Genomic DNA, 23,593 nt, shown 5'->3' on the forward strand with positions numbered 1-23,593 from the left:
GGCGCCGGTCACGAGGTGTGCACGCGCGCCGCCGCCGCGTCCCAGGCGCCACGGTCGCCGCGCGGCTCGTAGCGTGCGAGTGGCTGCGTGTCGGCGACGAGGCGGCGCATCGCGGCCCGGTCGCCCAGGACGCCGTCGGCCCGCGCCTGGACGAGTACGTTGCCCAGCGCGGCGCCCTCGGCGGGGCCCGCCACGACCGGCAACCCGCAGGCGTCCGCGGTGAGTTGGCACAGCAGGGCGTTGCGGGCGCCGCCGCCGACGATGTGCACGACGTCGACCGGGCGGTCGGCCAGGCGGGCGGCGTCCTCGACGGCGCGGCGGTGGGCGAGGGCCAGCGAGTCGAGGATGCAGCGGGTGGTCTCGGCGCGGGTGCGGGGCTCCGGCTGGCCGGTGGCGCGGCAGGCGGCGGCGATCCGGTCCGGCATGCCGCCGGGCGGCAGGAAGGCGGGGTCTCCGGCGTCGACGACCGAGCGCAGCGGCGCCGCCTTCGCGGTGGCGTCGAGCAGCTCGGTCACGTCCGGCTGGTTCCAGGCGCGTTGGCACTCCTGGAGGAGCCACAGGCCCATGATGTTGCGCAGGTAGCGGACCGTGCCGTCGATGCCGAGCTCGTTGGTGAAGTTCGCGGCGCGGCTCTCCTCGGTGAGGACGGGCGCGTCGAGTTCGAGGCCGGCGAGGGACCAGGTGCCCGTGCAGATGTACGCGAAGTTCTCCTCCGTCGCCGGGACCGCGGCCACGGCGGACGCCGTGTCGTGTGAGGCGACCGTCGTCACCGGGACCGGGCCGGTGAGGCCGGTCTCCGCGAGGACGTGCGGGAGGAGTTCGCCGGCCGGGTCGCCGGGGCGGCGGACCGGGGCGAAGAGGTTCACGTCGATGCCGGCGCGGGTGGCGATGTCGTGCGCCCAGTCGCCGGTGCGGGGGTCGATGAGCTGGGTGGTGGAGGCGTTGGTCAGCTCGGTGCCCTGGCGCCCCGTCAGCCAGTAGGAGAGCAGATCCGGGATCAGCAACAGGCGCTTCGCCGCATCGAGTTGGGCGGTGTCGCGGGCGGCGGTGAGCTGGTAGATCGTGTTGAACGGGACGTACTGGAGGCCGGTCGCCGCGTACAGCTCCGCCGGGGGGATCGTCGCCCAGAGCTTCTCGGCGGTGTCGTCCGTGCGGGAGTCGCGGTAGTGGTACGGGTTGCCGAGAAGGGCGCCGTCCGCGTCGAGGAGGCCGTAGTCCACGGCCCAGCTGTCGATGCCGAGGGAGCGGATCGGGCCGGTTCCGCGCAGGCCGTCCAGGATGCCGTTGTACAGGGCGAGGATGTCCCAGTGGAGGCCGTCGGGCGTGCGGACGGGCGTGTTCGGGAACCGGTGGGACTCCGTCAGGGTGAGGCTGTCCGGGGTGACCCGGGCCGTCATGACCCGGCCGCTGGAGGCGCCCAGGTCTATGGCGGCGTAGGGGGTGGTGGGCATGTGGTCGGCCTTTGCGAGTGTGCGGTGGGGTGGGTGGCCGGGGGAGACGGGTCACCCCCGTCTCCCCTTCTCGCCCCTGGAGCGCCGACTCCGTCGGCACATCAGGGGCCCCGCGGACGGGTGGGAACATCAAGCCCCTGCGGCGATTGAGCAGCGGGGTCCGGGGCGGAGCCCCGGCATTAGCGGAGGAACGCCGCCGCGACACCCGCGTCCACGGGGACGTGCAACCCCGTCGTGTGCGTAAGGTCGCCCCCGGTCAACGCGAAGACCGCGTTCGCCACATGCTCCGGAAGCACCTCCCGCTTCAGCAGCGTCCGCTGCGCGTAGTACTCGCCCAGCTTCTCCTCCTCCACCCCGTACACCGCGGCGCGCTTCGCACCCCAGCCGCCCGCGAAGATGCCGGACCCGCGCACCACACCATCGGGGTTGACCCCGTTGACGCGGATGCCGTCGCCGCCCAACTCGGCTGCCAGCAGTCGCACTTGGTGGGCCTGGTCCGCCTTCGTCGCCGAGTACGCCACATTGTTCGGGCCCGCGAACACCGCGTTCTTCGACGCGATGTAGACGATGTCACCGCCCATGCCCTGCGTCCGCATCACCCGCGCCGCCTCGCGCGAGACGAGGAACGAGCCGCGCGCCATGATGTCGTGCTGGAGGTCCCAGTCCTTCGTCGTCGTCTCCAGGAGCGGCTTGGAGATGGAGATGCCCGCGTTGTTGACGACGAGGTCGACCCCGCCGAAGGCGAGCGCCGCCGCCTTGAGGGCCTCCGCGATCTGCTCCTCCGACGTCACGTCGACGGTGACCGCCACCGCCTTGTCGGCGCCGCCCAACTCCTCGGCCACGGCGGCCGCGCCGTCCGCGTTCAGGTCGGCGACGACCACGCACGCGCCCTCGGCGACGAGCCGGTGCGCGATCGCCTTGCCGATACCGGAGCCCGCACCCGTCACCAGGGCCACCCGCGTGGCGAGCGGCTTCGGCTTCGGCATCCGCTGGAGCTTGGCCTCCTCAAGGGCCCAGTACTCGATGCGGAACTTCTCCGACTCCTCGATCGGCGCGTACGTGGAGACGGCCTCCGCGCCGCGCATCACGTTGATGGCGTTGAGGTAGAACTCGCCCGCCACCCGCGCCGTCTGCTTGTCCTTGCCGAAGGAGAACATGCCGACACCCGGGACGAGCACGATCGCCGGGTCGGCGCCGCGCATCGCGGGGGAGTCCGGCGTCGCGTGCCGCTCGTAGTACGCCGCGTACTCCTCGCGGTAATCGGCGTGCAGCTCCCTCAACCGCGCGGTGACCGCGTCGAGTTCGGCCGTCGGCGGCAGGTCGAGGACGAGCGGGCGGACCTTCGTGCGCAGGAAGTGGTCCGGGCACGAGGTGCCGAGCGCGGCGAGCCGCGGGTGCTCGGCGGAGGCCAGGAAGTCCAGGACCGTACCCGAGTCGTCGAAGTGGCCGACCTGCGGACGGTCCGTCGACGCCAACCCCCGGATGAGCGGAGCGAGTTCGGCGGCCCGCGCCCGGCGCTCGGCCGCACCGAGCGCCACGTAACCCTCGACGACCGGGCCGAAGGGCTCCGCCTTGCCGCGCTCGGCGAGGAACGTCTCCGCGGTGCGGATGATGTACAGCGAGTTGGCCTCGCACTCCTCGGCCGTGTCGCCCCAGGCGGTGATGCCGTGGCCGCCCAGGATGCAGCCGACCGCCTCCGGGTTCGCCGCCTTGATCGCGGCGATGTCCAGACCGAGCTGGAAGCCGGGGCGCCGCCACGGCACCCACACGACCTTGTCGCCGAAGCACTCGGCGGTCAGCTTCTCCCCGTCGGCGGCGCAGGCCAGCGCGATGCCGGAGTCCGGGTGCAGATGGTCGACGTGCGCCGCGTCCACCAGGCCGTGCATGGCCGTGTCGATGGACGGCGCGGCGCCGCCCTTGCCGTGCAGGCAGTAGTCGAACGCGGCGACCATCTCGTCCTCGCGCTCCACGCCCGGGTACACCTCGGTGAGCGCCTTGAGCCGGTCGACGCGCAGCGCGGCGAGCCCGGCCTCCGTCAGTGTGCCCAGGTCGCCGCCCGAGCCCTTGACCCACATCAGCTCGACGTCGCCGCCGGTGACCGGGTCGGTCTCGGTGCCCTTGGCGGAGGTGTTGCCGCCGGCGTAGTTGGTGTTGCGGGGGTCGGCGCCGAGCCGGTTCGAACGGTCGAGAAGGGCGGCGACCTGAGGGTGCGTAGCCATGAAGATTCCTGATTCCCTAAATCCCGGAAGGGGTGCGTGCGATCGGTGACAGCGGGTGGGTTACGCGCCCCACCCCGCCTGCTCGCCGCCGATCCGCTCGGCCGCGATCCGCTCCTGCCATCCGGACGCGGCGTACGCGGCGACCGGGTCGGCGGCGAGCCCGCGCTCCTCGCGCCACTCGGCCAGCAGCGGCCGCACGTCGGTGTTGTACGCGTCCATCAGCGCGGCGTTCGCGGCGAGCACGTCACCCGAGGCCTGCGCGGCGCTCAGCGCCGCACGGTCCACGAGCAGCGCCTTCGCCGTGGCCTCCTGCACGTTCATCACGGAACGGATGACCGCCGGGATCTTCGCCTCGATGTTGTGGCACTGGTCGAGCATGAACGCCACGTTGGTCTCGGGGTCGAAGCCGCCGTTCTTCGCGACCTCGTGCAGGATGCGGAAGAGCTGGAACGGGTCGGCGGCGCCCACCATCAGGTCGTCGTCCGCGTAGAAGCGGGAGTTGAAGTCGAAGCCGCCGAGCTTCTTCTCGCGCAGCAGCAGCGCCACGATGAACTCGATGTTCGTCCCCGGCGCGTGGTGGCCCGTGTCGACCACGACCTGCGCCTTGTCGCCGAGCTTCATGCACTGCACGTAGGAGGTGCCCCAGTCCGGCACGTCCGTCGTGTAGAAGGCCGGCTCGAAGAACTTGTACTCGAGGAGGAGGCGCTGGTCGTCGCCGAGCCGCTCGTAGACGGCGGCGAGAGACTCCGCGAGGCGGTCCTGGCGCGCCACGATGTCGTCCTGGCCCGGGTAGTTGGTGCCGTCGGCGAGCCAGACCTTCAGGTCCTTGGAGCCCGTGGCGTCCATGACGTCGACACACTCCAGGATGTGGTCGAGCGCCTTGCGGCGGACCTTCGGGTCCGGGTGGCAGACACTGCCGAACCGGTAGTCGTCGTCCTGGAAAGTGTTGGAGTTGATGGTGCCGAGCTCGACACCGCGCTCCTTCGCGTACGCCCCGAGCGCCGCGTAGTCCTCGACCCTGTCCCACGGAATGTGCAGCGCCACCTTCGGGGCGATGCCGGTGAACTCGTGCACCTTCGCCGCGTCGTCCAGCTTCTCCTGAGGCGTACGCGGCACACCTGCCTGGGCGAACACCTTGAACCGGGTGCCGGAGTTGCCGTAACCCCAGGACGGCGTCTCGATCCGCTGGTTGGCGAGTGCGGCCTTGACGGCAGCGATGTCAGGCATGTCCACCTCTGAGTACGCGGGTCTGAATCAGCTCTGAATCTGTTCTGAATCGATTCACTTCGCAGGCGAAGCTAACCCTGTGAACGGGAGGCGTCAAGGGGGTGCGCAGCACGTTGTGCGCGTTACTGAATCGTGTTGCGCATCGACGGAGCCCGCTGGTTCCGACCCCTTGACCAGCGGCGAGCTGCGTGGCTAGCTTCCGGAACGTTTCACTGAATCATTTCACGCCGGGTGCCCTTCGACCCCTGGAGACCAGTCATGACGCAACCTGAACCGGATACCACTCCGGTGCTCGCCCTGGAGGGGGTGAGCAAGTCCTTCGGCGCCGTACGCGCCCTGCGGGGGGTGTCCCTGAGTCTGCGCGCGGGCGAGGCGCACGCCCTCGCCGGTGAGAACGGCGCCGGGAAGTCGACGCTCATCAAGACCCTCGCCGGGGTGCACCGACCGGACACCGGAACGGTCCTGCTGGACGGCTCCCCGGTCGAGTTCCACGGCCCCGCCGACGCGCGGGACGCCGGTGTCGCCGTCATCTACCAGGAGCCGACGCTCTTCCCCGACCTGTCGATCGCCGAGAACATCTTCATGGGCCGCCAGCCGCGCCGGTCCCTCGGCCGTGTCGACCACGCCTCGGTGAAGGAGGCGACGGCGGCGCTGTTCAAGCGGCTCGGCGTCGACCTCGACCCGGACCAGCCGGCCCGCGGCCTGTCCATCGCCGACCAGCAACTCGTCGAGATCGCCAAGGCGCTCTCCTTCGACGCCCGCGTGCTCATCATGGACGAGCCGACCGCCGCCCTGACCGGCAGCGAGGTGGCGCGCCTGTTCGGCGTCGTACGGACGCTGCGCGAGCAGGGCTCCGCCGTCCTGTTCATCTCGCACCGCCTGGAGGAGATCTTCGAGCTGTGCCAGCGCGTCACGACACTCCGCGACGGCGCGTGGGTGGCCAGCGAGCCGGTCGACGGGCTCACCGAGGACGATCTCGTGCGCCGCATGGTCGGCCGCGACCTCGACGAGCTGTACCCCAAGCAGGACACCGAACTCGGCGAAGTGGCCCTGAAGGTGAGCCGGTTGACCCGCGAGGGCGTCTTCACCGACGTGTCCTTCGAGGTGCGGCGCGGCGAGATCGTCGGCCTCGCCGGGCTCGTCGGCGCCGGCCGCAGCGAGGTGGCCCGCGCCGTCTTCGGCGTCGACCGCTTCGACGGCGGCGACGTCGAGGTGCTCGGCAAGAAGCTCAAGCCGGGCGCGCCCAGCCTCGCCATGCACGCGGGCCTCGCCCTCGTGCCCGAGGACCGACGCGCCCAGGGCCTCGTGATGGACATGTCCATCGAGCGCAACATCGGCCTCACCGGCTTCGCCGACACCTCCCGCGCGGGCCTCATGAACCGCAAGGCGGAGCGCAGCCGGTCCCTGGACTGGTCGGTGAAGTTGCAGGTCAAATACGCGCGGCTCGCCGACGTCGTCGGCACGCTCTCCGGCGGCAACCAGCAGAAGGTCGTCCTCGCCAAATGGCTCGCCACGGGCCCGCAGGTGCTCATCGTCGACGAGCCCACGCGCGGCATCGACGTCGGCACCAAGGCCGAGGTGCACCGGCTGCTGTCCTCGCTCGCGGCACAGGGCGTCGCGGTCCTGATGATCTCCTCCGACCTGCCGGAGATCCTCGGCATGGCCGACCGGGTGCTCGTGATGCACGAGGGCCGCCTCTGTGCGGAGCTGTCGCGCGCCGAGGCGAACGAGGAGTCCGTGATGGCGGCGGCCACGGGGAGGGCGGCGTGACCCCCGTGAGCCGACGGCCCGCCGCACCGCGACGAGGCCACGCGACACCCGCCACCGCCCGCACCGCGAGGAGCGCCGCATGACCGTGACCGCACCACCCGTCCGCGAGGACGCGGCGCCGCCGCCGACCGCGGGACGACGGCTGATCGACAAGGTGTTCAAGGCCCGCGAACTCGCCGTCGCCGCCGTGCTCGTGGTGATGCTGCTCGCCACGCAGGTCTCCAACAGCGAGTTCCTGTCGCAGCAGGGCGTCAAGGACCTCCTCCTGAACGCCACCATCCTCGTCCTCGTCGCCACCGGTCAGGCCGTCGTCGTCATCACCCGCAACGTCGACCTCTCGGTCGGCTCCGTGCTCGGCATCTCCGCCTTCGCCGCGGGCAACTACCTTCAGGGCGGCGGCAATTCACTGATCGCCGTCGTGTACGCCGTCGCGCTCGGCGCCGCCTTCGGCGTCCTCAACGGCGCGCTCGTCAGCCTCGGCAAGGTGCCCGCCCTCGTCGTCACCCTCGGCACGCTGTACGTGGTACGGGGCCTCGACTCCATCTGGGTCGGCTCGCAGCAGATCGTCGCCGCCGACCTGCCGGACGCCTTCGTCGACTTCGGGCACGACGGCCTCTGGATCGTGCCGTGGCTGGCCGTGCTCGCCGCGCTCGTCCTGCTGTGCGTCGGCTACTACCTGCGCAGTTACCGCAGCGGCCGCGAGATGTACGCGCTCGGCTCCAGCCCCGAGGCCGCGAACCTCGCCGGCATCCCCGTCCGCAAGCGGATCATGACCGCGTACGTGCTGTGCGGCGCGCTCGCCGGACTCGCCGGCGCCCTCTACCTGGCCCGCTTCGGCAACGTCGACTCCGGCACCGGCAACGGCTACGAACTCACCGTCGTCAGCGCCGTCGTCGTCGGCGGCGTCGCCTTCACCGGCGGCTCCGGCACCGTCTACGGCGCCGCCCTCGGCGCGCTGCTGCTGACCTCCATCAACAGCGTGCTGCCCGCCATCGGCGTCAGCTCCGTCTGGGTCACCGCCATCAACGGAATCCTGCTGCTGCTCGCCATCGCCGTCGACCGGATCGTCGCGCTGCGCGTCGCCGCTGTGCTGCGCAAGCAGGCCGCACAGATGAGGAGCGCCCGCCATGCGTAAGAACTCCCTCACCGGCGCGGTCCGCTGGGACACCGCCGTCGGCGCCCTGCTGGTGGTGCTGCTGCTCTGCTCGTTCGCGTTCGTCGACAACTTCGGCAACGCGCTGAACCTGTCGTTCCTGATCGGCAACACCCTGCCGATCGCGATCATCGCGCTGCCGATGACGATGCTCGTCGTCTCCGGCGAGGTCGACCTGTCGGTCGGCTCCACGGTCGGCCTGTCCGGCGCCGTGATGGGCGCGCTGTGGAACAACGGCATGGCCATCGAGACGATCATCCCGCTCTGCCTGCTGCTCGGCGTCGTCTGCGGACTCGTCAACGGCCTCCTCGTCACCCGCCTCGGCCTGCCGTCCCTCGCCGTCACCATCGGAACCATGGCCGCCTACCGCGGCATCGCGCAGATCGTCCTCGGCTCCGACTCGGTCACCGACTTCCCCGCCGCGTACCTGGACTTCGGCGCGAACCGGATCGGCGACACCTTCGTCCCGTACGCCGCCCTGCCCTTCGTCGTCCTGCTGGCCATCGCCGTCGTCGTCCTGCACGCCACCCGGTTCGGCCGCTCCCTCTTCGCGATCGGCGCCAACGAGGAGGCCGCCCGGTTCGCCGGGGTGCGCGTCAAGCGGCTCAAGCTGTCGATGTTCGTCACCACGGGAGTGCTCTCCGCGCTCACCGGTGTCTTCTGGGCGCTGCACTACGCCAGCGCCCGCTACGACAACGCCACCGGCCTCGAACTGTCCGTCATCGCCGCCGTCCTGCTCGGCGGCATCGACTTCGACGGCGGCAAGGGCACGCTCGGCGGCGCCATCGCCGGTGTGTTCCTGCTGGGTTCGCTCCAGAACGTGATGAGCCTGCTCAACGTCTCCGCGCAGTCCCAGATCGTCGTCACCGGCGTGCTGCTCGTGATCTCCGTGCTCGCGCCGCGCGTCGGCCGCCAAGTCGCCCGGTCCAGGTCCCGCAGAAGGACGGCCACCGCGGTCACCTAGGCGCCCGCCCCCCCGCCCCACCCCGCCCACGACCCGTAAGGAACCGCCATGACCCTCAAGACCCGCCGGATCGGTGCGGCGCTCGCCGTCACCACCGCCCTCGCCCTCGGCGCCACCGCCTGCGGCGGCACCACCAAGTCGGACTCCAACAAGGAGGACGCCAAGTCCGCGGCCGCGGGCAAGGCCGACCCGAACGCCGAGACCAAGAAGGGCCTCACGGTCGCCTTCCTGCCCAAGCAGGTCAACAACCCGTACTTCACGACCTCCGACACCGGCGGCAAGAAGGCCCTGGAGGAGCTCGGCTCGACGTACAAGGAGGTCGGCACCAGCTCCGGCACCGACACCTCCGGCCAGGTCTCCTACGTCAACACCCTCACCCAGCAGCAGGCCGACGCCATCGCCGTGTCCGCACAGGACCCGGGCGCCCTGTGCACCGCCCTCAAGCAGGCCATGAAGAACGGCGTCAGCATCGTCACCTACGACTCCGACACCAAGGCCGACTGCCGCAACGTGTTCGTCTCGCAGGCCTCCGCCGAGGACCTCGGCCGCACCCAGGTGCAGGAGCTCGCCGAGCAGATCGGCGGCAAGGGCGAGATCGCGATTCTGTCGGCGGCCCAGACGGCCACCAACCAGAACACGTGGATCACGTACATGAAGGACGAGCTGAAGAAGCCCGAGTACAAGGACATCAAGCTCGTCACGACCGCCTACGGTGACGACGACGCCCAGAAGTCATTCCAGCAGACCCAGGGCCTCCTCCAGGAGCACCCCAAGCTGAAGGGCATCATCTCCCCGACCACCGTCGGCATCAAGGCCGCCGCCCAGTACCTGTCGGGCTCGAAGTACAAGGGCAAGGTCAAGCTGACCGGGCTCGGCACCCCCAACGACATGCGCGCCTACGTCAAGAACGGCACCGTCGAGGCGTTCGAGCTGTGGGACCCGGCGAAGCTCGGCGCGCTCGCCGCGCACACCGCCGTCGCCCTGGAGTCCGGACAGATCACCGGCAAGGCGGGCGAGAAGTTCACGGCCGGAGACATGGGCGAGTACACCATCGGCAAGGACGGCGTCGTCACCCTCGGCAAGCCCACCGTCTTCGACAAGAAGAACATCGACGACTACAAGTTCTGAGCGGCGCGAAGCACCACCGAAGGGGAGACACCACCATGCAACGCGTCTGCTTCCTGCTGAAGGTCAGGGCCGACCGCATCGACGAGTACAAGGCCCGCCACGAGAACGTGTGGCTGGAGATGCGCGAGGCCCTGTCCGCCACCGGCTGGCACAACTACTCGCTCTTCCTGCGCGAGGACGGCCTGCTCGTCGGCTACCTGGAGACGGAGGACTTCGACAAGGCCCGCGCCGCCATGGACGCCACCGACGTGAACGCCCGCTGGCAGGCCGAGATGGGCGAGTTCTTCGAAGCGCTCGACGGGCAGGCGCCCGACGCCGCGATGCGCCCGCTCACCGAGGTCTTCCACCTTGCCTGAGCGCTCCGCGGTGGGCATCAAGGACGTGGCCCGGGAGGCCGGTGTCTCGGTCGGCACCGTCTCCAACGTCCTCAACCAGCCCGACCGGGTCTCCGAGCCCACCCGCCACCACGTCCAACAGGTCATCGCCCGCCTCGGCTACGTCCGCAGCGAGTACGCCCGCCAACTGCGGGCCGGACACAGCCGGATCGTGTCGCTGCTCGTCCTCGACATGGGCAACCCGTTCTTCGTGGACCTCGCGCGCGGCGCCGAACGCGCCGCGCGCGAGGCCGGACTCGGCGTGATGGTGTGCAACAGCGCGCAGAGCCCGGCCGTCGAGGCCGAGTACCTGTCGATGTTCGCCGAACAGCGGGTGCGCGGCGCCCTCATCACCCCCGCCGACCCCAGCGGCGCCACCCTGCGCGCCTTCCGCCGCCACGGCATCCCCTACGTCGTCGTGGACCGCGTCGCCGGCGACGAACCGGGCTGCTCGGTGGCGGTCGACGACGTGGCGGGCGGGACGCTCGCCGTGCGCCACCTCGTCGACGCGGGCCACCGCGCGCTCGCCTACGTCAGCGGCCCGCCCCAGCTCAAGCAGGTGCAGGACCGCCGCGAGGGCGCCCACAAGGCGCTCGCCGAAGCGGGCCTGCCCTCCGCGGCCCTGCGCGAACTGCCCACCGAGCGCCTCGACGTGGCCGCCGGCCGGGACGCGGGCGCTCGCCTCCTCGGCCTCACCGAGCGCCCCACGGCCGTCTTCTGCGCCAACGACCTCCTCGCCCTCGGTGTATTGCAGTCCCTGTACGCCGCCGGGGTGCGGGTGCCGGACGACATGGCGATCGTCGGCTACGACGACATCGAGTTCGCCTCGGCCGCCACCGTCCCCCTCACCTCGGTCCGCCAGCCGGCGACGACCCTCGGCACCATCGCCGCCCACCTCCTCCTGGCGGAGACCGGCGACCACGCCTCCGACCACAGCCACGAACACATCGTGCTGCGGCCGGAGTTGGTGGTGCGCTCATCGAGCGGTGGGTCGCGTCGGTCCGGCGTGTGAGGCGGGTCGCGTGTCGTCTATCGTTGCTTCCCGACCGACGAGGAAACCGGCGTTGCGGGGGCCCGATGGGTGTGCTGCTGTACTACCCGACCGTGAACCCGCCCACGGAGATCGTTCATCAGGCCCTGCTGTACTGGGACGGTGTGGCCTCGATCGTGCCGCGCGACCCGCGGGTCTACGAAGCCGTGGTGAGCCGGGAGCTGCGGCAGCTGGAGGAGCGGGACCTGTACCGGCCGCTCGCCTTCACCCAGCACTCCCTCGACGTCCTGCGGGGCCCCGTCGATGCCGGAGCGTCCTGGCTCGGGGGACGGAGTTCGTCCCTCCTGGCCGCGGAGTTGAGAAGGATCGCCGCCCGGCCGGCCCCTCCCCGGCCGGGCTCCCGGCCCGAAGCCGTCGTCTACACCTCGAAGATCAGCCATTGGCTCCAGGACCTGCTCCTGGAGCTCCGGCTCGCCAGGCATTACGGACGCTCATCCTTCATGGCGCACCTCGCGGTGCCGAAGGAGGTGCAGACGCTGATCATCGGAGTGCTGGCCCGGGAGCTCGCCGTGCGCCCCGACATGGCGCTGTTCCCCTACACGGACAGCGCGGACGCCTACCGCCACGGTCTGCGCACCGCGTCCTCGGCCGGCTCCCTGGCCTGGGAGATGGAACTGGGCCGGCTGCTGCCCGCGCCGGCGCCCGGAACGCCGACCGACGCCGTTCTCGCGTTCCGCGACAGGTTCGCCGACGAACGCGTCCGCCTGATGCGCGCCGTGCACCGCATGCTCGGTGACCTGCGCCGCGACTACGCACACCCTGCGGATGTGTTCGCCCAGCTTCGGGCGGAGCTGTCCGAGGCGGTGGAGGACTACCGCCGCGCACGCCGCAGCAGCCGCATGGCGTGGGTGCACCGCTCGGTCACCGTGTCGGTCGCCGTGGCTGCCGCCGCGGGTGGCGCGCTGCTGTTGCCGGACATCGGGTGGTTGCTCGGTACCGTCGGCGGTTACGCCCTGAACGTGGCCACGCGGGAGATCCGCCCGCTCGACCAGGTCCGCGACGGACACGACTTCAGTTATCTGCACCGGGTCGAGAGTGAACTGTCGCGACGGAACGGGAGAGGGTGATCCGATGCTGGCCGGAAGGTACCCGGGCCGGGCCCGGCTGCGGCTCGGCAGGCGGTGCACCGTCGAGATCACCCTGGCGAAGGATGGTTCCTCGATGTGGACGAGCGTCGTCGTCCGGCGCGACGACGGCTCGTACTTCCTGGACGGGAGCGGCGCCTCACCGACGTGGGACGACATCGACCGCTCGCTCGCGGAGGACGCGTGCGTGCGCAAGGGTCCCGCTGTCACCGGGAGCCCCGAGGACGGCGCGGAGTTCGACGTGCTCTGCTTCGAGAGCCCGTTGCGCGGGCGCGACACGCGGCCCGGGGAGCGCCAGGGCACCGTCGCGCTCTCGGTGCCCGCGGCGGAGGTGGCCGACCTGCGACGGGCTCTGGCGGATCTCGCCGCGGCCGAGGAGGGACACCCGAGTCTCCAGGCCCTCGCGTCGTTGGCGGCGCGCGTGGACGGGGCCGGGGAGGTGACGGTCCCCGTCCCCGTCGACGAACTGCGCTCCCTGCGTTGGGTGTTGAGCTCGCCCGTGTACCGAAGGAATCTGAGCGCCGCATCCGTCCGCGCCCTGGACGCCCTGTGCGGCCACATCGACCGGGCACGCCCCGTCAGCGGTCCCGCGCCGCAGGTCCGCGCGCTGTTGCACGAGGCGTTGAGCAGGGCGCTGGCCCGCCCCGGTGCGGAGGGTCTGGCGGCGCGGGACGAACTGCTCGACATGGTCAGCGGCTTCGCTGCCGCGTACCGCACGGCCACTGCGGCGGACGACGAGGAGCAGCGTCTGCTCCAGGCGGAACGCGCGGCTCCCGCACCGTAGAGGCAGACCGGCTCGAACGATTCAATACGCTGGTCGGATCCGCACGAGCCGCGCCTGATGTGTACATGAACAAAGCACGGCGAAAACGATTCACTCCTCTGTCCGGCTTGTCGAACACCGGCCGGGGTCCGCCACGTACACTCCCTCTGCCGCACCAGCTCACCAGGAGGACCGCACCCGATGGGACAGACCGTGGGGATCAAGGACGTCGCCCGTGTCGCGGGGGTGTCCGTGGGCACGGTCTCGAACGTCATCAACCGGCCCGAGGCCGTGGCCGACGCGACGCGGGCGCGCGTGCTCGCCGCCATCGAGCGTCTCGGCTACGTCCGCAGCGAGTCGGCGCGCCAACTGCGCGCCGGACGCAGCCGCATCATCGGCCTGCTGGTCCTCGACATGGGCAACCCGTTCTTCGTGGACGTCGCGCGCGGCGCCGAGCGCGCGGCCCGGGACGCCGGGCTCGGTGTCATGGTGTGCAACAGCGCGCAGAGCACGGCGGAAGAGGCCGAGTACCTGTCGCTCTTCGCCGAGCAGCGGGTGCGCGGCGTGCTCCTGACGCCCGCCGAGGCGACCGGGCCGACCGTGGAGGCGTTCCGCCGCCACGACATCCCCTTCGTCCTGGTCGACCGGGTCGCCGAGGGCGCCACCGAATGCTCGGTCTCCGTCGACGACGTCAACGGCGGCGCGCTCGCCGTGCGCCACCTCGTCGACGCGGGCCACCGCTCCCTCGCCTACGTCAGCGGCCCGCCCACCCTCAACCAGGTGGCGGACCGCCGCGAGGGCGCCCTGCGCGCGCTGGGGGAGGCCGGACTGCCGCAGACCGCCCTGCGCGAACTGCCCACCGAGCGCCTCGACGTGGCGGCGGGCCGGGACGCGGGTGCCCGGCTCCTGGGCCTCACCGAGCGCCCCACGGCCGTCTTCTGCGCCAACGACCTCCTCGCCCTCGGTGTATTGCAGTCCCTGTACGCGGCCGGGGTGCGGGTGCCGGACGACATGGCGATCGTCGGCTACGACGACATCGAGTTCGCGGCGGCCGCCGCCGTGCCGCTCACGTCGGTGCGCCAGCCCGCGGTCCACATGGGCGCCCTCGCCGCGGACCTCCTCCTGGAGGAGATCGAGGCGGCGGACGAGCCGGGGCGCCCGCACGAGCACCGGCGGGTCGTGCTCCAGCCGGAGCTGGTGGTGCGCGGGTCGAGTCTCGGGGCGCGCTGAGCCGCGTACCCCCGGTTTTCGGGCCCGCACGGCCCTGTCCGGCGTCGCGGGCCGCGGCTACCGTGCTCCGAAACCACAGCGTGGGGAGGGCGACATGCCGGCCGAGGACCGCAGGAAGGCGCCGTGGCTCCCGCCGCGCCGCATCATCCGCGTGATCTGGTCGCTGCACCGGGGCGCGTACCGGACCTCCGGCGGCCGGGTCGGCCTGTGGAAGCCGCGCGCCAAGAAGTGGGGCACCCTGCGGCTGACCACCACCGGCCGCCGCACCGGCCGTCGGCGCGGCGTCATCATCGCGTACGTCGAGGACGGCCCGAACCTGGTCTCGCTGGCGATGAACGGCTGGGGCGAGGCCGAGCCCGCCTGGTGGCTCAATCTGCGCGCCCACCCCGAGGCGACCGTCGACATGGTCGACGGGCGGCGGACCGTACGCGGGCGGGCCGCCACGGGCGACGAACGGGCGCGGCTGTGGGACCGCTGGCGTGAGATCGAGACGCACCTCGACGCCCACGCCGCGCGGCGGCCGACCGAGACGGCCGTGGTGGTCCTGGAACCGCTCACCTGAGGCACGGGCCCCCGCCCGACCGATGAGTTCCGGGCCCGTGCGGAGTCGACCCCGGTGAGACCCGCACCGAGGGACGGAGGCCCGCCGTGGGCAAGGTACTGAGCCACGTGACGATGTCGCTCGACGGATTCGTCGCGGACCCGAACGACGGCATCGGCGAACTCTTCGAGTGGTACGAGGCGGGGGAGGTGACCGTACCGAACCCGAACGAGACCGTTTCCTTCCAGGTCGACGAGGCCGGCGAGCGGGTGCTGCGGCAGCTGACCGCGGGCTGCGGCGCGATCGTCGCCGGGCGGCGCCTGTTCGACATCGCCGACGGCTGGGGCGACAAGCACCCGGCGGGCGCGCCCGTCGTCGTGGTCACGCACCGCCCGCCCGGGAACGCCGCCGAGAAGTGGCCGACCACGACGTTCGTCGACGGCGTCGAGGCCGCGATCGGCCGGGCCAAGGAGATCGCGGGCGACCGCGACGTCACCATCGCCAGCGCCTCGGTCATCCAGCAGGCCCTCGACCTCGGTCTGGTGGACGAGGTGTGCGTCAGCCTCGTCCCCGTGCTGTTCGGCGAGGGCATCCCGTACTTCGGGAAGCTGACCGGAGGACACCAGCTCCTGGAGGACCCGGTCGTCGTCCAGGGCCACCGCGCCCTGCACCTGCGCTACCCGGTGCGCCGCTAGGGCCTGTCCCGGGGCCGCCCCCGTCCCCGACACCACCATGTGCTGAACTGGGCGGAAGCACCCTTCGTACCGCCGCACAGGAGCCGCATTGAGCGCCGCCAGCTACCGTCAGGCCGGAGTCGTCCTCACCGACCGACGGTTCTCCGTCCCCCTGGACCACGACGTCCCCGACGGGGAGCGCATCGAGCTCTTCGCGCGCGAGGCGGTCGCGCCGGGGCGGGCTCACGAGGACCTGCCCTGGCTGCTCTACCTCCAGGGCGGCCCCGGCTTCGGCGCCAACCGCTTCTCCGGCACCCAGGCCTGGCTCGGCCGCGCCCTCCAGGACTACCGCGTCCTCCTCCTCGACCAGCGCGGCACCGGCGCCTCCGCCACGATCAACCGCCAGACGCTCCCGTTGCGCGGCGACGCCGCCCAACAGGCCGCGTACGTGGGGCACTTCCGGGCCGACGCGATCGTGCGCGACTGCGAGTACATCCGCCGGGAGGTCACTGGCGGCGCGCCCTGGACGATCCTCGGCCAGAGCTTCGGCGGCTTCTGCGCCGTCCGCTACCTGTCGTCGGCGCCGCACGGCCTGGAGACCGCGATCATCACGGGCGGCCTGCCCACCCTCGACGGCCACGCCGACGACGTGTACCGGGCCGCCTACCCGCGCGTCGAGCGCAAGGTCCGGGCGCACTACGCCCGTTACCCGATGGACGTCGAGCGGGCGCGCGACATCGCCTCGTACGTCCACGAGCACGAGCCCGTCCTCCCGAACGGCTACCGGCTCACCCTCCCCGCCTTCCAGTCCCTCGGCATCTGGCTCGGCGCGAGCGACGGCAGCGACCGGCTCCACTACCTGCTGGAGGACGCCTTCGTCCGCACCCCCGGCGGGCGCGAGCTGTCCGACGCGTTCCAGGAGCAGGTCGCGGCCGCCCTCTCGTACCGCTCCAACCCCCTGTACGCCGTCCTGCACGAGGCGATCTACGCGCAGGGCGGCCGGGCCACCGACTGGTCCGCGGAGCGCGTACGCGGCGAGTTCCCGCAGTTCGACGGCGCGAAGGCGCTCGCCACAGGCGGCCCGCTGCTCTTCACCGGCGAGACCATCCACCCCTGGCAGTTCGACTGCGACCCGGCCCTGCGCCCGCTGCGCGAGGTCGCCGAACGGTTCGCGGCCCGCACCGACTGGGCCCCGCTGTACGACCCGACCCGCCTCGCCGCGAACGAGGTCCCGACGGTCGCCGCCGTCTACCACGACGACATGTACGTGGACACGGACCACGCGCTGCGCACCGCCCGCGCCATCCGCGGCCTGCGGCCTTGGGTGACGAACGAGTACGAGCACGACGGCCTGCGCGCGGGCGCCCCGCACGTGCTGGACCGGCTGCTGGCGATGGCGCGCGAAGAGGTGTGACCCGTCGGGCAGGGACCTAGGCTGCCCGTATGACCCTGCCCGAACCGAACACCCGAGCCCCGCTCCAGCCCATGCCCGAGGACTGGCAGCGCGCCCTCGCCGTGGTCGCGCACCCGGACGACCTGGAGTACGGCTGTTCCGCCGCCGTCGCGGCCTGGACCGACGCGGGCCGCGAGGTCGGCTATCTGCTGGCCACCCGCGGCGAGGCCGGCATCGACACCGTGGAACCCGCCAAGTGCGGCCCGCTGCGCGAGCAGGAGCAGCGGGCCAGTGCCGCCGTGGTCGGCGTGGAGAGCGTCGAGTTCCTCGACCATCGCGACGGCGTCATCGAGTACGGCACGGCGCTGCGCCGCGACATCGCCGCCGCGATCCGCCGCCACCGGCCGGAACTCCTCATCACCCTCAACCACCGCGACACGTGGGGCGGCGTCGCCTGGAACACGCCCGACCACGTCGCCGTCGGCCGCGCCACGCTCGACGCGGCGGGTGACGCGGGCAACCGGTGGATCTTCCCCGAGCTGACCGAACAGGGCCTGGAGCCGTGGGACGGCGTGCGCTGGGTGGCCGTCGCCGGCTCCGCGCGGCCCACGCACGCCGTCGACGCGACGGCCGGTCTCGAGCGCTCCATCCGCTCGCTCCTCGAACACCGTACGTACATCGAGGTGCTGACGAACGAGGACCCGGAGGAGTACTGCCGCACCTTCCTCACGGGGAACGCGCAGGCGGCGGCGGAGCGGTTCGGCGGGAAGCCGGCGGTGCCGTTCGAGGTGTTCGCACGGTAGGCGGGCACGGGGCGCCGCGGTGCGGCCGGTTCCGGGCGGGGCCGCGATTCCCCTGGGCGGCAAAGGGGCTATCGTGTCGGCATGTCAGCCGAGTTGATCCGTATCGTCTCCCGCTCGTCGCCGATGGCTCTGGCTCAGGTGGAGCGGGTCCGCGCCGAACTCGCCGCGCTGCACCCCGGCATCCGCACGGAGGTCGTGCCCGTCACGACCAGCGGCGACAAGTGGATGGGCGACCTGTCGAAGCTCGGTGGCAAGGGCGCGTTCACCAAGGAGGTCGACCGGGCGCTGCTCGACGGTGAGGCGGACCTCGCCGTGCACTGCCTCAAGGACATCCCTGCGGACCGGCCGCTGCCCGAAGGGTGCACGTTCGGGGCGTACTTGAAGCGCGACGACGTCCGCGACGCCCTGATCGACCCGGCGGGCCGCACCCTGGACGAACTCCCCGAGGGGACGCGCGTCGGCACCTCATCGGTGCGTCGCGTGGCCCAACTGGCGGCCTCGCACCCGCACTTGGAGTGCGTCCCGATGCGCGGCAACGCCAACCGCCGCATGGAGAAGCTGGCCGCGGGCGACGCGGACGTGCTCCTCCTCGCCCTCTCCGGCCTCGAACGCATCGACCGCACCGACGTCATCACCGAGGTCCTCTCCCCGGAGACGATGTGCCCGCCGATCGGCGCCGGCGTCCTCGCGCTCCAGTGCCGCGAGGACGACCGGTCGACGCTGGAAGCGGTGACCGGCCTCGGCCACCACGACACCTGGCGCGAAGCCACGGCGGAACGCATGTTCCTCCACGTCCTCCAGGGGCACTGCAACTCCCCGATCGCCGGCTACGCCCGCGCGGAACGCACCGGCGACCTCTCCCTGCGCGCCTGCGTCTTCACCCCTGACGGCAAGCGCATCCTCAACGCCCAGGAATGGGCGGGCCCGTTGGACCCGGCGACGCTGGGCATGTCGGTGGCGGTGGCGCTGCTGCGGCAGGGAGCGCGGGAGCTCATCGACGGGATTCCGCACTGACCCGGGGACCGGTACCGCGCGGCCGGCGGTGAGCCCCTCGCGCGTCTTCAGATCACGCGCCCCCGCCGCTACCCTGCGCGGATGATCGACACGACCGACACCCGCATCCCCGAGGGCGACGCGCGGCGACTGCGGCTCGATGTGGAGGACGGCGGGGTCGGGGTGCTCACGCTCTGCCGGCCCGGCAAGCTCAACGCCTGGAGTTGGGAGTCCACGCGGCAGCTCGGCGTGATGGCCGACCGGATCCGGTTCGACGAGCGGATACGGGTGGTGTTGCTGCGGGCCGAGGGGCGGGCCTTCTGTGCGGGGATCGATGTCGGCGCGCCCGGCAGTGGCATCACGGGGGAGGGCGGGGTCGCGCGTCAGCACGCCTATCGGGAAGGCATCCGGTGGGCACACGAGCGGTTCGCCGCGTTCGCGCGGTTGCCGCAGCCCGTGGTCGCCGCCGTGCGGGGTTACTGCCTCGGGTTCGGGTTCGAGCTGGCGCTCATGGCGGATGTTCGGATCGCCGCCGACGACGCCGTGTTCGCGCTGCCCGAGGCGCAATTGGGGGTCGCCGTCGACGCCGGAGGTGACCTGCGGATCGCGCGCGAGGCCGGGGCCGGGTGGGCCAAGTTCCTCGCGCTCACCGGCAGGCGGATCGACGCGGAGACCGCGCGGCGGCTCCATCTGGTCCAACAGGTGGTGTCCGTCCAGGAGTTGGAGCGCGTCGCCGGGGGCGTCGCCGCCGAGATCGCCGCCAACGCGCCGCTCGCCGTGCAGGCCGTCAAGCGTGACATCGACGCGTACGCCGACGCCGGACTGGACGCGGCCCTGGACCGGGTGGCGATGAACGCCGCGCTCACCCTCACCTCCGACGACGCCACCGAGGGCTTCACGGCCAAGGCGCGACGGCGGCCCCCGGAGTTCCGGGGAGCGTGAGGCCCCCCTCAGCGCTCCTCGGGCGAGGCCCGTTCGTCGGCGTCGCCGTTCGTGTCCGCAGCCGTGTCGCGGGCCGAACCGGCCCCGACGTCGACGTCGAACACGCTCTCCCGCAACCCCTGGATCACGGCGTCGAGTTCGGTCACGCAGTGCAGCAGCCGCGTGCGCGCGGGCCCCTCGCCGAGGATCGCGGCCGTGCCGTGCAGATCGAGACCGACGTCGAAGATCCGGCGCACCACGGCGCCGCGGAGATCGGTGGCGATGCGTTCCCGCTCCCGTGCCAGGGACAGCTCGCGGACCTCCGCCTGCAACGCCAGGTTGGCGGCCAGCGAGCCCTGGATCCGGTCCCGCAGATCGTGCGTGGCGATCGCGATCAGCGCGCCGAGCGCGCTCCAGAGCACGATGCGCCGCGCGATCACGACCCCGGGCGCCGCCTGCGCGAAGGACGACAGCGTCTGGGCGGTCACGATGGCCGCGACCACCCACGCGGACTCCCACCGGTGGTGGAACAGCACCGTCCAGATCAGCGGAACCAGCAGCAGAAGGCCCACACCCGCCGTCGGCCCGGACGCCAGGACCAGCGCGAGGACGGAACCGGTGTACACCAGCGGCACCAGCACCGGGGACCACGCCGGCATCCGGTGCCAGGGCAGTCGGAAGGCCGCGGCGACCACCAGCATCAGGGCGAGGCTGACGATGTACGGCGGCCAGGACTGCACGTCGCTGTGCGGCACCACGACGCCGACCGTGGCCACGACGGTGACCAGCGCGAAAGGGAGGGTCCGCGAGGCGAGGCCGGGCTGCTGGAACTGCCGCCCGACGCTGTGCTCGTCGAGGCCGGTCAGTGCCCCCCAGGGCTTGGTCGAAGACGTCATCGGCACCCCCGTCGCCCACGTGGCGCGCGGCCCGTCGGGGGCTGTGCGACCCGTACGTATGGTAGCGACGCGCGGCGGTCACGGACAGGTGAGCCGGTCGCCGTCGGTGGCATGTCGGCTACGGAGCGAACGGCCCCCGCCCCAGCTGCTCCCGCACCGGTGTCACCGGCGCGTTGACCAGTTCCCGCCGCTGCCAGTTCGCCCCGTCCACCACCAGCGTGTGACCGCTGACGAAGCGGGCGTAGGGAGAGGCGAGGAACGTCGCCGCCCACCCCAACTCCCGTGGCGCGCCCACCCGTAGCGCGGGCTGGCGGGCGGCCGGGGCGTCGGCGCGGTCGAGGTGGTCGCGGATGTCGGACGTCATGTCCTCGTGCGGCATGAGGCCCGGTACCAGCCCGTTGACCTGGATCCCGTACGGACCCCACTCCACGGCCAGTGTCTCCACCAGGTTCTTCACGCCCGCCTTCGCCGCCGCACTGTGCGCGTACCCCGGGCCGCCGGTCCACGCGTACGACGCCCCGACGGCGATCACCGAACCCGGCGTGCCCGCCGCCAGATGGCGTCGGCCGAACTCGCGGGTCATGAAGTACGTGCCGTTCAGCGTGATGTCGACGACCGCGCGCCACCCGTTCGGCGACAACTCCTCTGCTGGGACGGGGAAGTTGGCGGCCGCGTTGTTGACGAGGACGTCCGGTGTCCGTCCGTGCGCCGCGAACGCCGCGTCGAAAACCTCCGTGATCCGGTCCGGGTCCCGGATGTCGCAGGTCGCCGCCGTGATCAGGCCCGCGCCCTCGACGGCCCCCAACTCCTCGCGCGTGGGCGCCAGATGCTCCGGCTTCCGGCTCACGATCATCACGTCCGCCCCGAGCCGCGCGAACTCCGCGGCCACCGCCCTGCCGAGCCCCGTCCCGCCCCCGGTGACCAGCACCAGCCGGCCGTCGTACGTGTCCGGAGGCAGCGCCGAGGCGCCGAGCGGAGGAGGGGCGGGGAGGCCGCGCGGGGCGGGCGAGGAGGACGTCATGGCGCACATGGATACCTCCTGAACGCGCAACCTGCCATGGCCGAACAGCCGCGAGGTCGCGGTGGACGCCCGGTCCGCCCACCGCGCGGCCGCCCCGCGCCCCTCACACGCCCGCGGCCCGCTGCCGCCCGCGCGCCGCCGCCACCGCCCGCTCGCCCTCCGGGGAGAACGCCCCGGACCGGCGCCGCTCGGCCTCCCGCTCCAGGTCGGCGTGGAGCAGCTGCGCGTGGATCGTGACCCCCGCCCGGTAGCCCGCGCTCGCCGCGTTGACCACCTGCTCCGCGGGCCCGGCCGCGTTCCCCACCGCCCACACCCCCGGCACACTGGTGAGCCCGGTCGGGTCGACCTCGACGAACGGCCCCGCCGGAGTCTCCTTCGTCCGGGCCCCGAGCGCGCTCAGCAGCGCGTCGCGCGGCACCATGACCGTCGGCACGACGAGGACCGACCGGGAGAACACCCGTCCGCCCTCGACGCGCACCCCGGTCAGCCGGTCGTCCGTCACCTCGACGCCGTCGACCTTGCCGCTCACCACGCCCACTCCGGCCGCGGCCAGCAGCTGCCAGTGCTCGTCGGGCAGGTCGTCCTCGTCCGCGCCGTTCAGGAACAGGGTCACGTCGGACGACAGGCCGCTGAACAGCAGCGCCTGGTGGATGCCGGCCGCCTTGCGGTAGAGCACGCCGATCGGCTGGTCCCGTACCTCGTAGCCGTGGCAGAACGGGCAGTGGATCACGTCGTTGCCCCACCGCTCGGCGAGGCCGGGGATGTCGGGCAGCTCGTCGACCAGACCGGTCGCGACGACCAAGCGCCGGGCGTGCACCCGGCCGCCGTCCGCCAGCGTCACGTCGAACTCGCCGCCGCCGTCCGCCTCGGCCCCGGCCACCCGGCCGCGCACCAGCTCGACGCCGTACCCGGTGACCTCGCGCCGCACCTCGGCCAGGAACTCCGCGGGCGGCATGCCGTCCCGCGACGGGAAACCGTGCATGTGGGCGGCCGGCGCGTTGCGCGGCTCGCCCGCGTCGACCACGAGGACCGAGCGGCGCGAGCGGCCCAGGATCAGCGCGGCCGACAGGCCCGCCGTTCCGCCGCCGACGATCACGACGTCGTACATGTTCTGCTCCATGGCGACCACCTCGCACTCGAAAACCACTGTGCTCCCGAAGGTGCACCCGACGCTGCCGGATTGACAAACAAGCTTGCTGAAACTGCAATGGATTCATGAATCGGCAAGGTCATCCGCACCACGACGAAGAGCAGCCCGAGGCGAGCACGGACGCCGTCCTGTCCGGGGTGGGGCCCCGGCTGCGGGCGCTGCGCAAGGAGCGCGGCGCCACTCTCTCCGGGCTCTCCGAGACCACCGGGATCTCCGTGAGCACGCTCTCCCGCCTGGAGTCCGGCCTGCGCAAGCCCAGCCTGGAGCTGTTGCTGCCCATCGCCCGCGCCCACAAGGTCCCGCTCGACGAGCTGGTCGGCGCCCCGCCCGTGGACGACCCGCGCGTGCAGGCGAAGCCGATCGTGCGCGGCGGCCGGACCATGATCCCGCTGACCCGGAAGCCGGGCGGCCTCCAGGCGTACAAGGTGATCGAGCCGCAGCGCCGGATCGAGCCGGACCAGCAGACGCACGAGGGCTACGAGTGGATGTACATGCTCTCCGGGAGGCTGCGGCTCGTCCTCGGTGAGCACGACGTGATCCTGGAGCCCGGGGAGGTCGTCGAATTCGACACGCGGGTGCCGCACTGGTTCGGGTCCACGGGGGAGGGGCCCGCGGAGTTCCTGGTGCTGTTCGGCCCGCAGGGCGAGCGCATGCACGTGCGGGCGCGGCCCGCGCGCAGGAAGGACCAGTGAGCCGAGCCGCTCCGGGGCATTCACAGATCGGCAAGCGACCGCTTAGTATGCGGCCGAACCCGGTTTGACGCAGCAGTCCCGTGGAGGCTTTCGC

General features: G+C 72.1%; 22 protein-coding genes. 16 read left to right on the plus strand and 6 right to left on the minus strand.

Annotated features, from left to right (window positions below):
• Positions 1-8 precede the first annotated feature (8 nt).
• From ACYBSK_RS17050 to rhaI, 3 genes are all read right to left on the minus strand, one after another.
• Positions 9-1,451, minus strand: a complete 1,443-nt coding sequence (locus ACYBSK_RS17050) for a rhamnulokinase (protein WP_460246706.1) — start codon at positions 1,449-1,451, stop codon at positions 9-11.
• A 179-nt stretch (positions 1,452-1,630) separates the two neighbouring features.
• Entirely contained in the window at positions 1,631-3,670 is a 2,040-nt protein-coding gene (locus ACYBSK_RS17055; protein ID WP_460246707.1) for a bifunctional aldolase/short-chain dehydrogenase, read from the minus strand.
• A 60-nt stretch (positions 3,671-3,730) separates the two neighbouring features.
• The gene (rhaI, locus tag ACYBSK_RS17060; RefSeq protein WP_460246708.1) at positions 3,731-4,897 is read right to left on the minus strand and encodes an L-rhamnose isomerase; all 1,167 of its coding nucleotides are present in this window, start codon (positions 4,895-4,897) and stop codon (positions 3,731-3,733) included.
• A 258-nt stretch (positions 4,898-5,155) separates the two neighbouring features.
• Here rhaI and ACYBSK_RS17065 point away from each other — a divergent pair, with 258 nt between their 5' ends.
• The 15 genes from ACYBSK_RS17065 to ACYBSK_RS17135 all read left to right on the plus strand — a co-directional run bounded on the left by ACYBSK_RS17065 (position 5,156) and on the right by ACYBSK_RS17135 (position 19,761).
• The gene (locus ACYBSK_RS17065; RefSeq protein WP_460246709.1) at positions 5,156-6,667 is read left to right on the plus strand and encodes a sugar ABC transporter ATP-binding protein; all 1,512 of its coding nucleotides are present in this window, start codon (positions 5,156-5,158) and stop codon (positions 6,665-6,667) included.
• A gap of 79 nt (positions 6,668-6,746) precedes the next feature.
• The gene (locus tag ACYBSK_RS17070; RefSeq protein ID WP_460246710.1) at positions 6,747-7,802 is read left to right on the plus strand and encodes an ABC transporter permease; all 1,056 of its coding nucleotides are present in this window, start codon (positions 6,747-6,749) and stop codon (positions 7,800-7,802) included.
• Positions 7,795-8,784 carry an ABC transporter permease gene (locus ACYBSK_RS17075; protein WP_457477954.1) on the plus strand — a complete coding sequence of 330 codons (990 nt, stop codon included), beginning with the start codon at positions 7,795-7,797 and terminating at the stop codon, positions 8,782-8,784. Before ACYBSK_RS17070 ends, ACYBSK_RS17075 begins: the two co-directional genes overlap by 8 nt.
• A 48-nt stretch (positions 8,785-8,832) precedes the next feature.
• Positions 8,833-9,912: a rhamnose ABC transporter substrate-binding protein gene (gene rhaS / locus ACYBSK_RS17080; protein WP_457477955.1), complete on the plus strand. Its 1,080-nt coding sequence runs from the start codon at positions 8,833-8,835 to the stop codon at positions 9,910-9,912.
• 35 nt (positions 9,913-9,947) lie between these two features.
• Positions 9,948-10,268: an L-rhamnose mutarotase gene (locus tag ACYBSK_RS17085; RefSeq protein WP_457477956.1), complete on the plus strand. Its 321-nt coding sequence runs from the start codon at positions 9,948-9,950 to the stop codon at positions 10,266-10,268.
• The gene (locus tag ACYBSK_RS17090) at positions 10,261-11,298 is read left to right on the plus strand and encodes a LacI family DNA-binding transcriptional regulator (protein WP_457477957.1); all 1,038 of its coding nucleotides are present in this window, start codon (positions 10,261-10,263) and stop codon (positions 11,296-11,298) included. Before ACYBSK_RS17085 ends, ACYBSK_RS17090 begins: the two co-directional genes overlap by 8 nt.
• Positions 11,299-11,363: 65 nt before the next feature.
• Positions 11,364-12,404, plus strand: coding sequence for a hypothetical protein (locus ACYBSK_RS17095; RefSeq protein ID WP_460246711.1), 1,041 nt, complete (start codon positions 11,364-11,366; stop codon positions 12,402-12,404).
• Between the two features lie 4 nt (positions 12,405-12,408).
• On the plus strand, positions 12,409-13,206 hold the full coding sequence (locus ACYBSK_RS17100) for a hypothetical protein (protein ID WP_460246712.1): 798 nt from the start codon (positions 12,409-12,411) through the stop codon (positions 13,204-13,206).
• Positions 13,207-13,386: 180 nt separating this feature from the next.
• Complete coding sequence (locus tag ACYBSK_RS17105) at positions 13,387-14,415, plus strand: LacI family DNA-binding transcriptional regulator (protein WP_457477960.1); 1,029 nt, start codon at positions 13,387-13,389, stop codon at positions 14,413-14,415.
• 94 nt (positions 14,416-14,509) lie between these two features.
• Complete coding sequence (locus tag ACYBSK_RS17110) at positions 14,510-14,977, plus strand: nitroreductase/quinone reductase family protein (protein ID WP_460246713.1); 468 nt, start codon at positions 14,510-14,512, stop codon at positions 14,975-14,977.
• Between the two features lie 86 nt (positions 14,978-15,063).
• Positions 15,064-15,651, plus strand: a complete 588-nt coding sequence (locus tag ACYBSK_RS17115) for a dihydrofolate reductase family protein (protein WP_457477962.1) — start codon at positions 15,064-15,066, stop codon at positions 15,649-15,651.
• Between the two features lie 88 nt (positions 15,652-15,739).
• Positions 15,740-17,044, plus strand: coding sequence for an alpha/beta fold hydrolase (locus ACYBSK_RS17120; protein WP_460246714.1), 1,305 nt, complete (start codon positions 15,740-15,742; stop codon positions 17,042-17,044).
• A gap of 29 nt (positions 17,045-17,073) precedes the next feature.
• On the plus strand, positions 17,074-17,826 hold the full coding sequence (locus ACYBSK_RS17125) for a PIG-L deacetylase family protein (RefSeq protein ID WP_460246715.1): 753 nt from the start codon (positions 17,074-17,076) through the stop codon (positions 17,824-17,826).
• A gap of 81 nt (positions 17,827-17,907) precedes the next feature.
• A complete protein-coding gene (gene hemC / locus ACYBSK_RS17130) occupies positions 17,908-18,840 on the plus strand; it encodes a hydroxymethylbilane synthase (RefSeq protein WP_457477965.1) in 933 nt (310 codons plus the stop codon).
• 81 nt (positions 18,841-18,921) lie between these two features.
• The gene (locus ACYBSK_RS17135; protein WP_460246716.1) at positions 18,922-19,761 is read left to right on the plus strand and encodes an enoyl-CoA hydratase/isomerase family protein; all 840 of its coding nucleotides are present in this window, start codon (positions 18,922-18,924) and stop codon (positions 19,759-19,761) included.
• Positions 19,762-19,769: 8 nt separating this feature from the next.
• Here the strand turns inward: ACYBSK_RS17135 and ACYBSK_RS17140 are convergent, their stop codons facing one another.
• From ACYBSK_RS17140 to ACYBSK_RS17150, 3 genes are all read right to left on the minus strand, one after another.
• Entirely contained in the window at positions 19,770-20,636 is an 867-nt protein-coding gene (locus ACYBSK_RS17140; RefSeq protein ID WP_460246717.1) for a sensor histidine kinase, read from the minus strand.
• Between the two features lie 118 nt (positions 20,637-20,754).
• Complete coding sequence (locus ACYBSK_RS17145; RefSeq protein ID WP_460246718.1) at positions 20,755-21,666, minus strand: SDR family oxidoreductase; 912 nt, start codon at positions 21,664-21,666, stop codon at positions 20,755-20,757.
• A gap of 94 nt (positions 21,667-21,760) precedes the next feature.
• Complete coding sequence (locus ACYBSK_RS17150) at positions 21,761-22,777, minus strand: NAD(P)/FAD-dependent oxidoreductase (RefSeq protein WP_460246719.1); 1,017 nt, start codon at positions 22,775-22,777, stop codon at positions 21,761-21,763.
• A 95-nt stretch (positions 22,778-22,872) separates the two neighbouring features.
• Here ACYBSK_RS17150 and ACYBSK_RS17155 point away from each other — a divergent pair, with 95 nt between their 5' ends.
• The gene (locus ACYBSK_RS17155) at positions 22,873-23,499 is read left to right on the plus strand and encodes a helix-turn-helix domain-containing protein (RefSeq protein ID WP_460246720.1); all 627 of its coding nucleotides are present in this window, start codon (positions 22,873-22,875) and stop codon (positions 23,497-23,499) included.
• Positions 23,500-23,593: the final 94 nt, after the last annotated feature.

Source organism: Streptomyces sp. BYX5S, assembly GCF_054724165.1.

Bases quoted from the DNA above. Each gene is read 5' to 3' on its own strand.
- ACYBSK_RS17050 (WP_460246706.1), bottom strand. From the start codon at position 1,451: ATGCCCACCACCCCCTACGCCGCCATAGACCTGGGCGCCTCCAGCGGC.
- ACYBSK_RS17055 (WP_460246707.1), bottom strand. From the start codon at position 3,670: ATGGCTACGCACCCTCAGGTCGCCGCCCTTCTCGACCGTTCGAACCGG.
- rhaI (WP_460246708.1), bottom strand. From the start codon at position 4,897: ATGCCTGACATCGCTGCCGTCAAGGCCGCACTCGCCAACCAGCGGATC.
- ACYBSK_RS17065 (WP_460246709.1), top strand. From the start codon at position 5,156: ATGACGCAACCTGAACCGGATACCACTCCGGTGCTCGCCCTGGAGGGG.
- ACYBSK_RS17070 (WP_460246710.1), top strand. From the start codon at position 6,747: ATGACCGTGACCGCACCACCCGTCCGCGAGGACGCGGCGCCGCCGCCG.
- ACYBSK_RS17075 (WP_457477954.1), top strand. From the start codon at position 7,795: ATGCGTAAGAACTCCCTCACCGGCGCGGTCCGCTGGGACACCGCCGTC.
- rhaS (WP_457477955.1), top strand. From the start codon at position 8,833: ATGACCCTCAAGACCCGCCGGATCGGTGCGGCGCTCGCCGTCACCACC.
- ACYBSK_RS17085 (WP_457477956.1), top strand. From the start codon at position 9,948: ATGCAACGCGTCTGCTTCCTGCTGAAGGTCAGGGCCGACCGCATCGAC.
- ACYBSK_RS17095 (WP_460246711.1), top strand. From the start codon at position 11,364: ATGGGTGTGCTGCTGTACTACCCGACCGTGAACCCGCCCACGGAGATC.
- ACYBSK_RS17100 (WP_460246712.1), top strand. From the start codon at position 12,409: ATGCTGGCCGGAAGGTACCCGGGCCGGGCCCGGCTGCGGCTCGGCAGG.
- ACYBSK_RS17105 (WP_457477960.1), top strand. From the start codon at position 13,387: ATGGGACAGACCGTGGGGATCAAGGACGTCGCCCGTGTCGCGGGGGTG.
- ACYBSK_RS17110 (WP_460246713.1), top strand. From the start codon at position 14,510: ATGCCGGCCGAGGACCGCAGGAAGGCGCCGTGGCTCCCGCCGCGCCGC.
- ACYBSK_RS17125 (WP_460246715.1), top strand. From the start codon at position 17,074: ATGACCCTGCCCGAACCGAACACCCGAGCCCCGCTCCAGCCCATGCCC.
- hemC (WP_457477965.1), top strand. From the start codon at position 17,908: ATGTCAGCCGAGTTGATCCGTATCGTCTCCCGCTCGTCGCCGATGGCT.
- ACYBSK_RS17135 (WP_460246716.1), top strand. From the start codon at position 18,922: ATGATCGACACGACCGACACCCGCATCCCCGAGGGCGACGCGCGGCGA.
- ACYBSK_RS17140 (WP_460246717.1), bottom strand. From the start codon at position 20,636: ATGACGTCTTCGACCAAGCCCTGGGGGGCACTGACCGGCCTCGACGAG.
- ACYBSK_RS17145 (WP_460246718.1), bottom strand. From the start codon at position 21,666: ATGTGCGCCATGACGTCCTCCTCGCCCGCCCCGCGCGGCCTCCCCGCC.
- ACYBSK_RS17150 (WP_460246719.1), bottom strand. From the start codon at position 22,777: ATGGAGCAGAACATGTACGACGTCGTGATCGTCGGCGGCGGAACGGCG.
- ACYBSK_RS17155 (WP_460246720.1), top strand. From the start codon at position 22,873: ATGAATCGGCAAGGTCATCCGCACCACGACGAAGAGCAGCCCGAGGCG.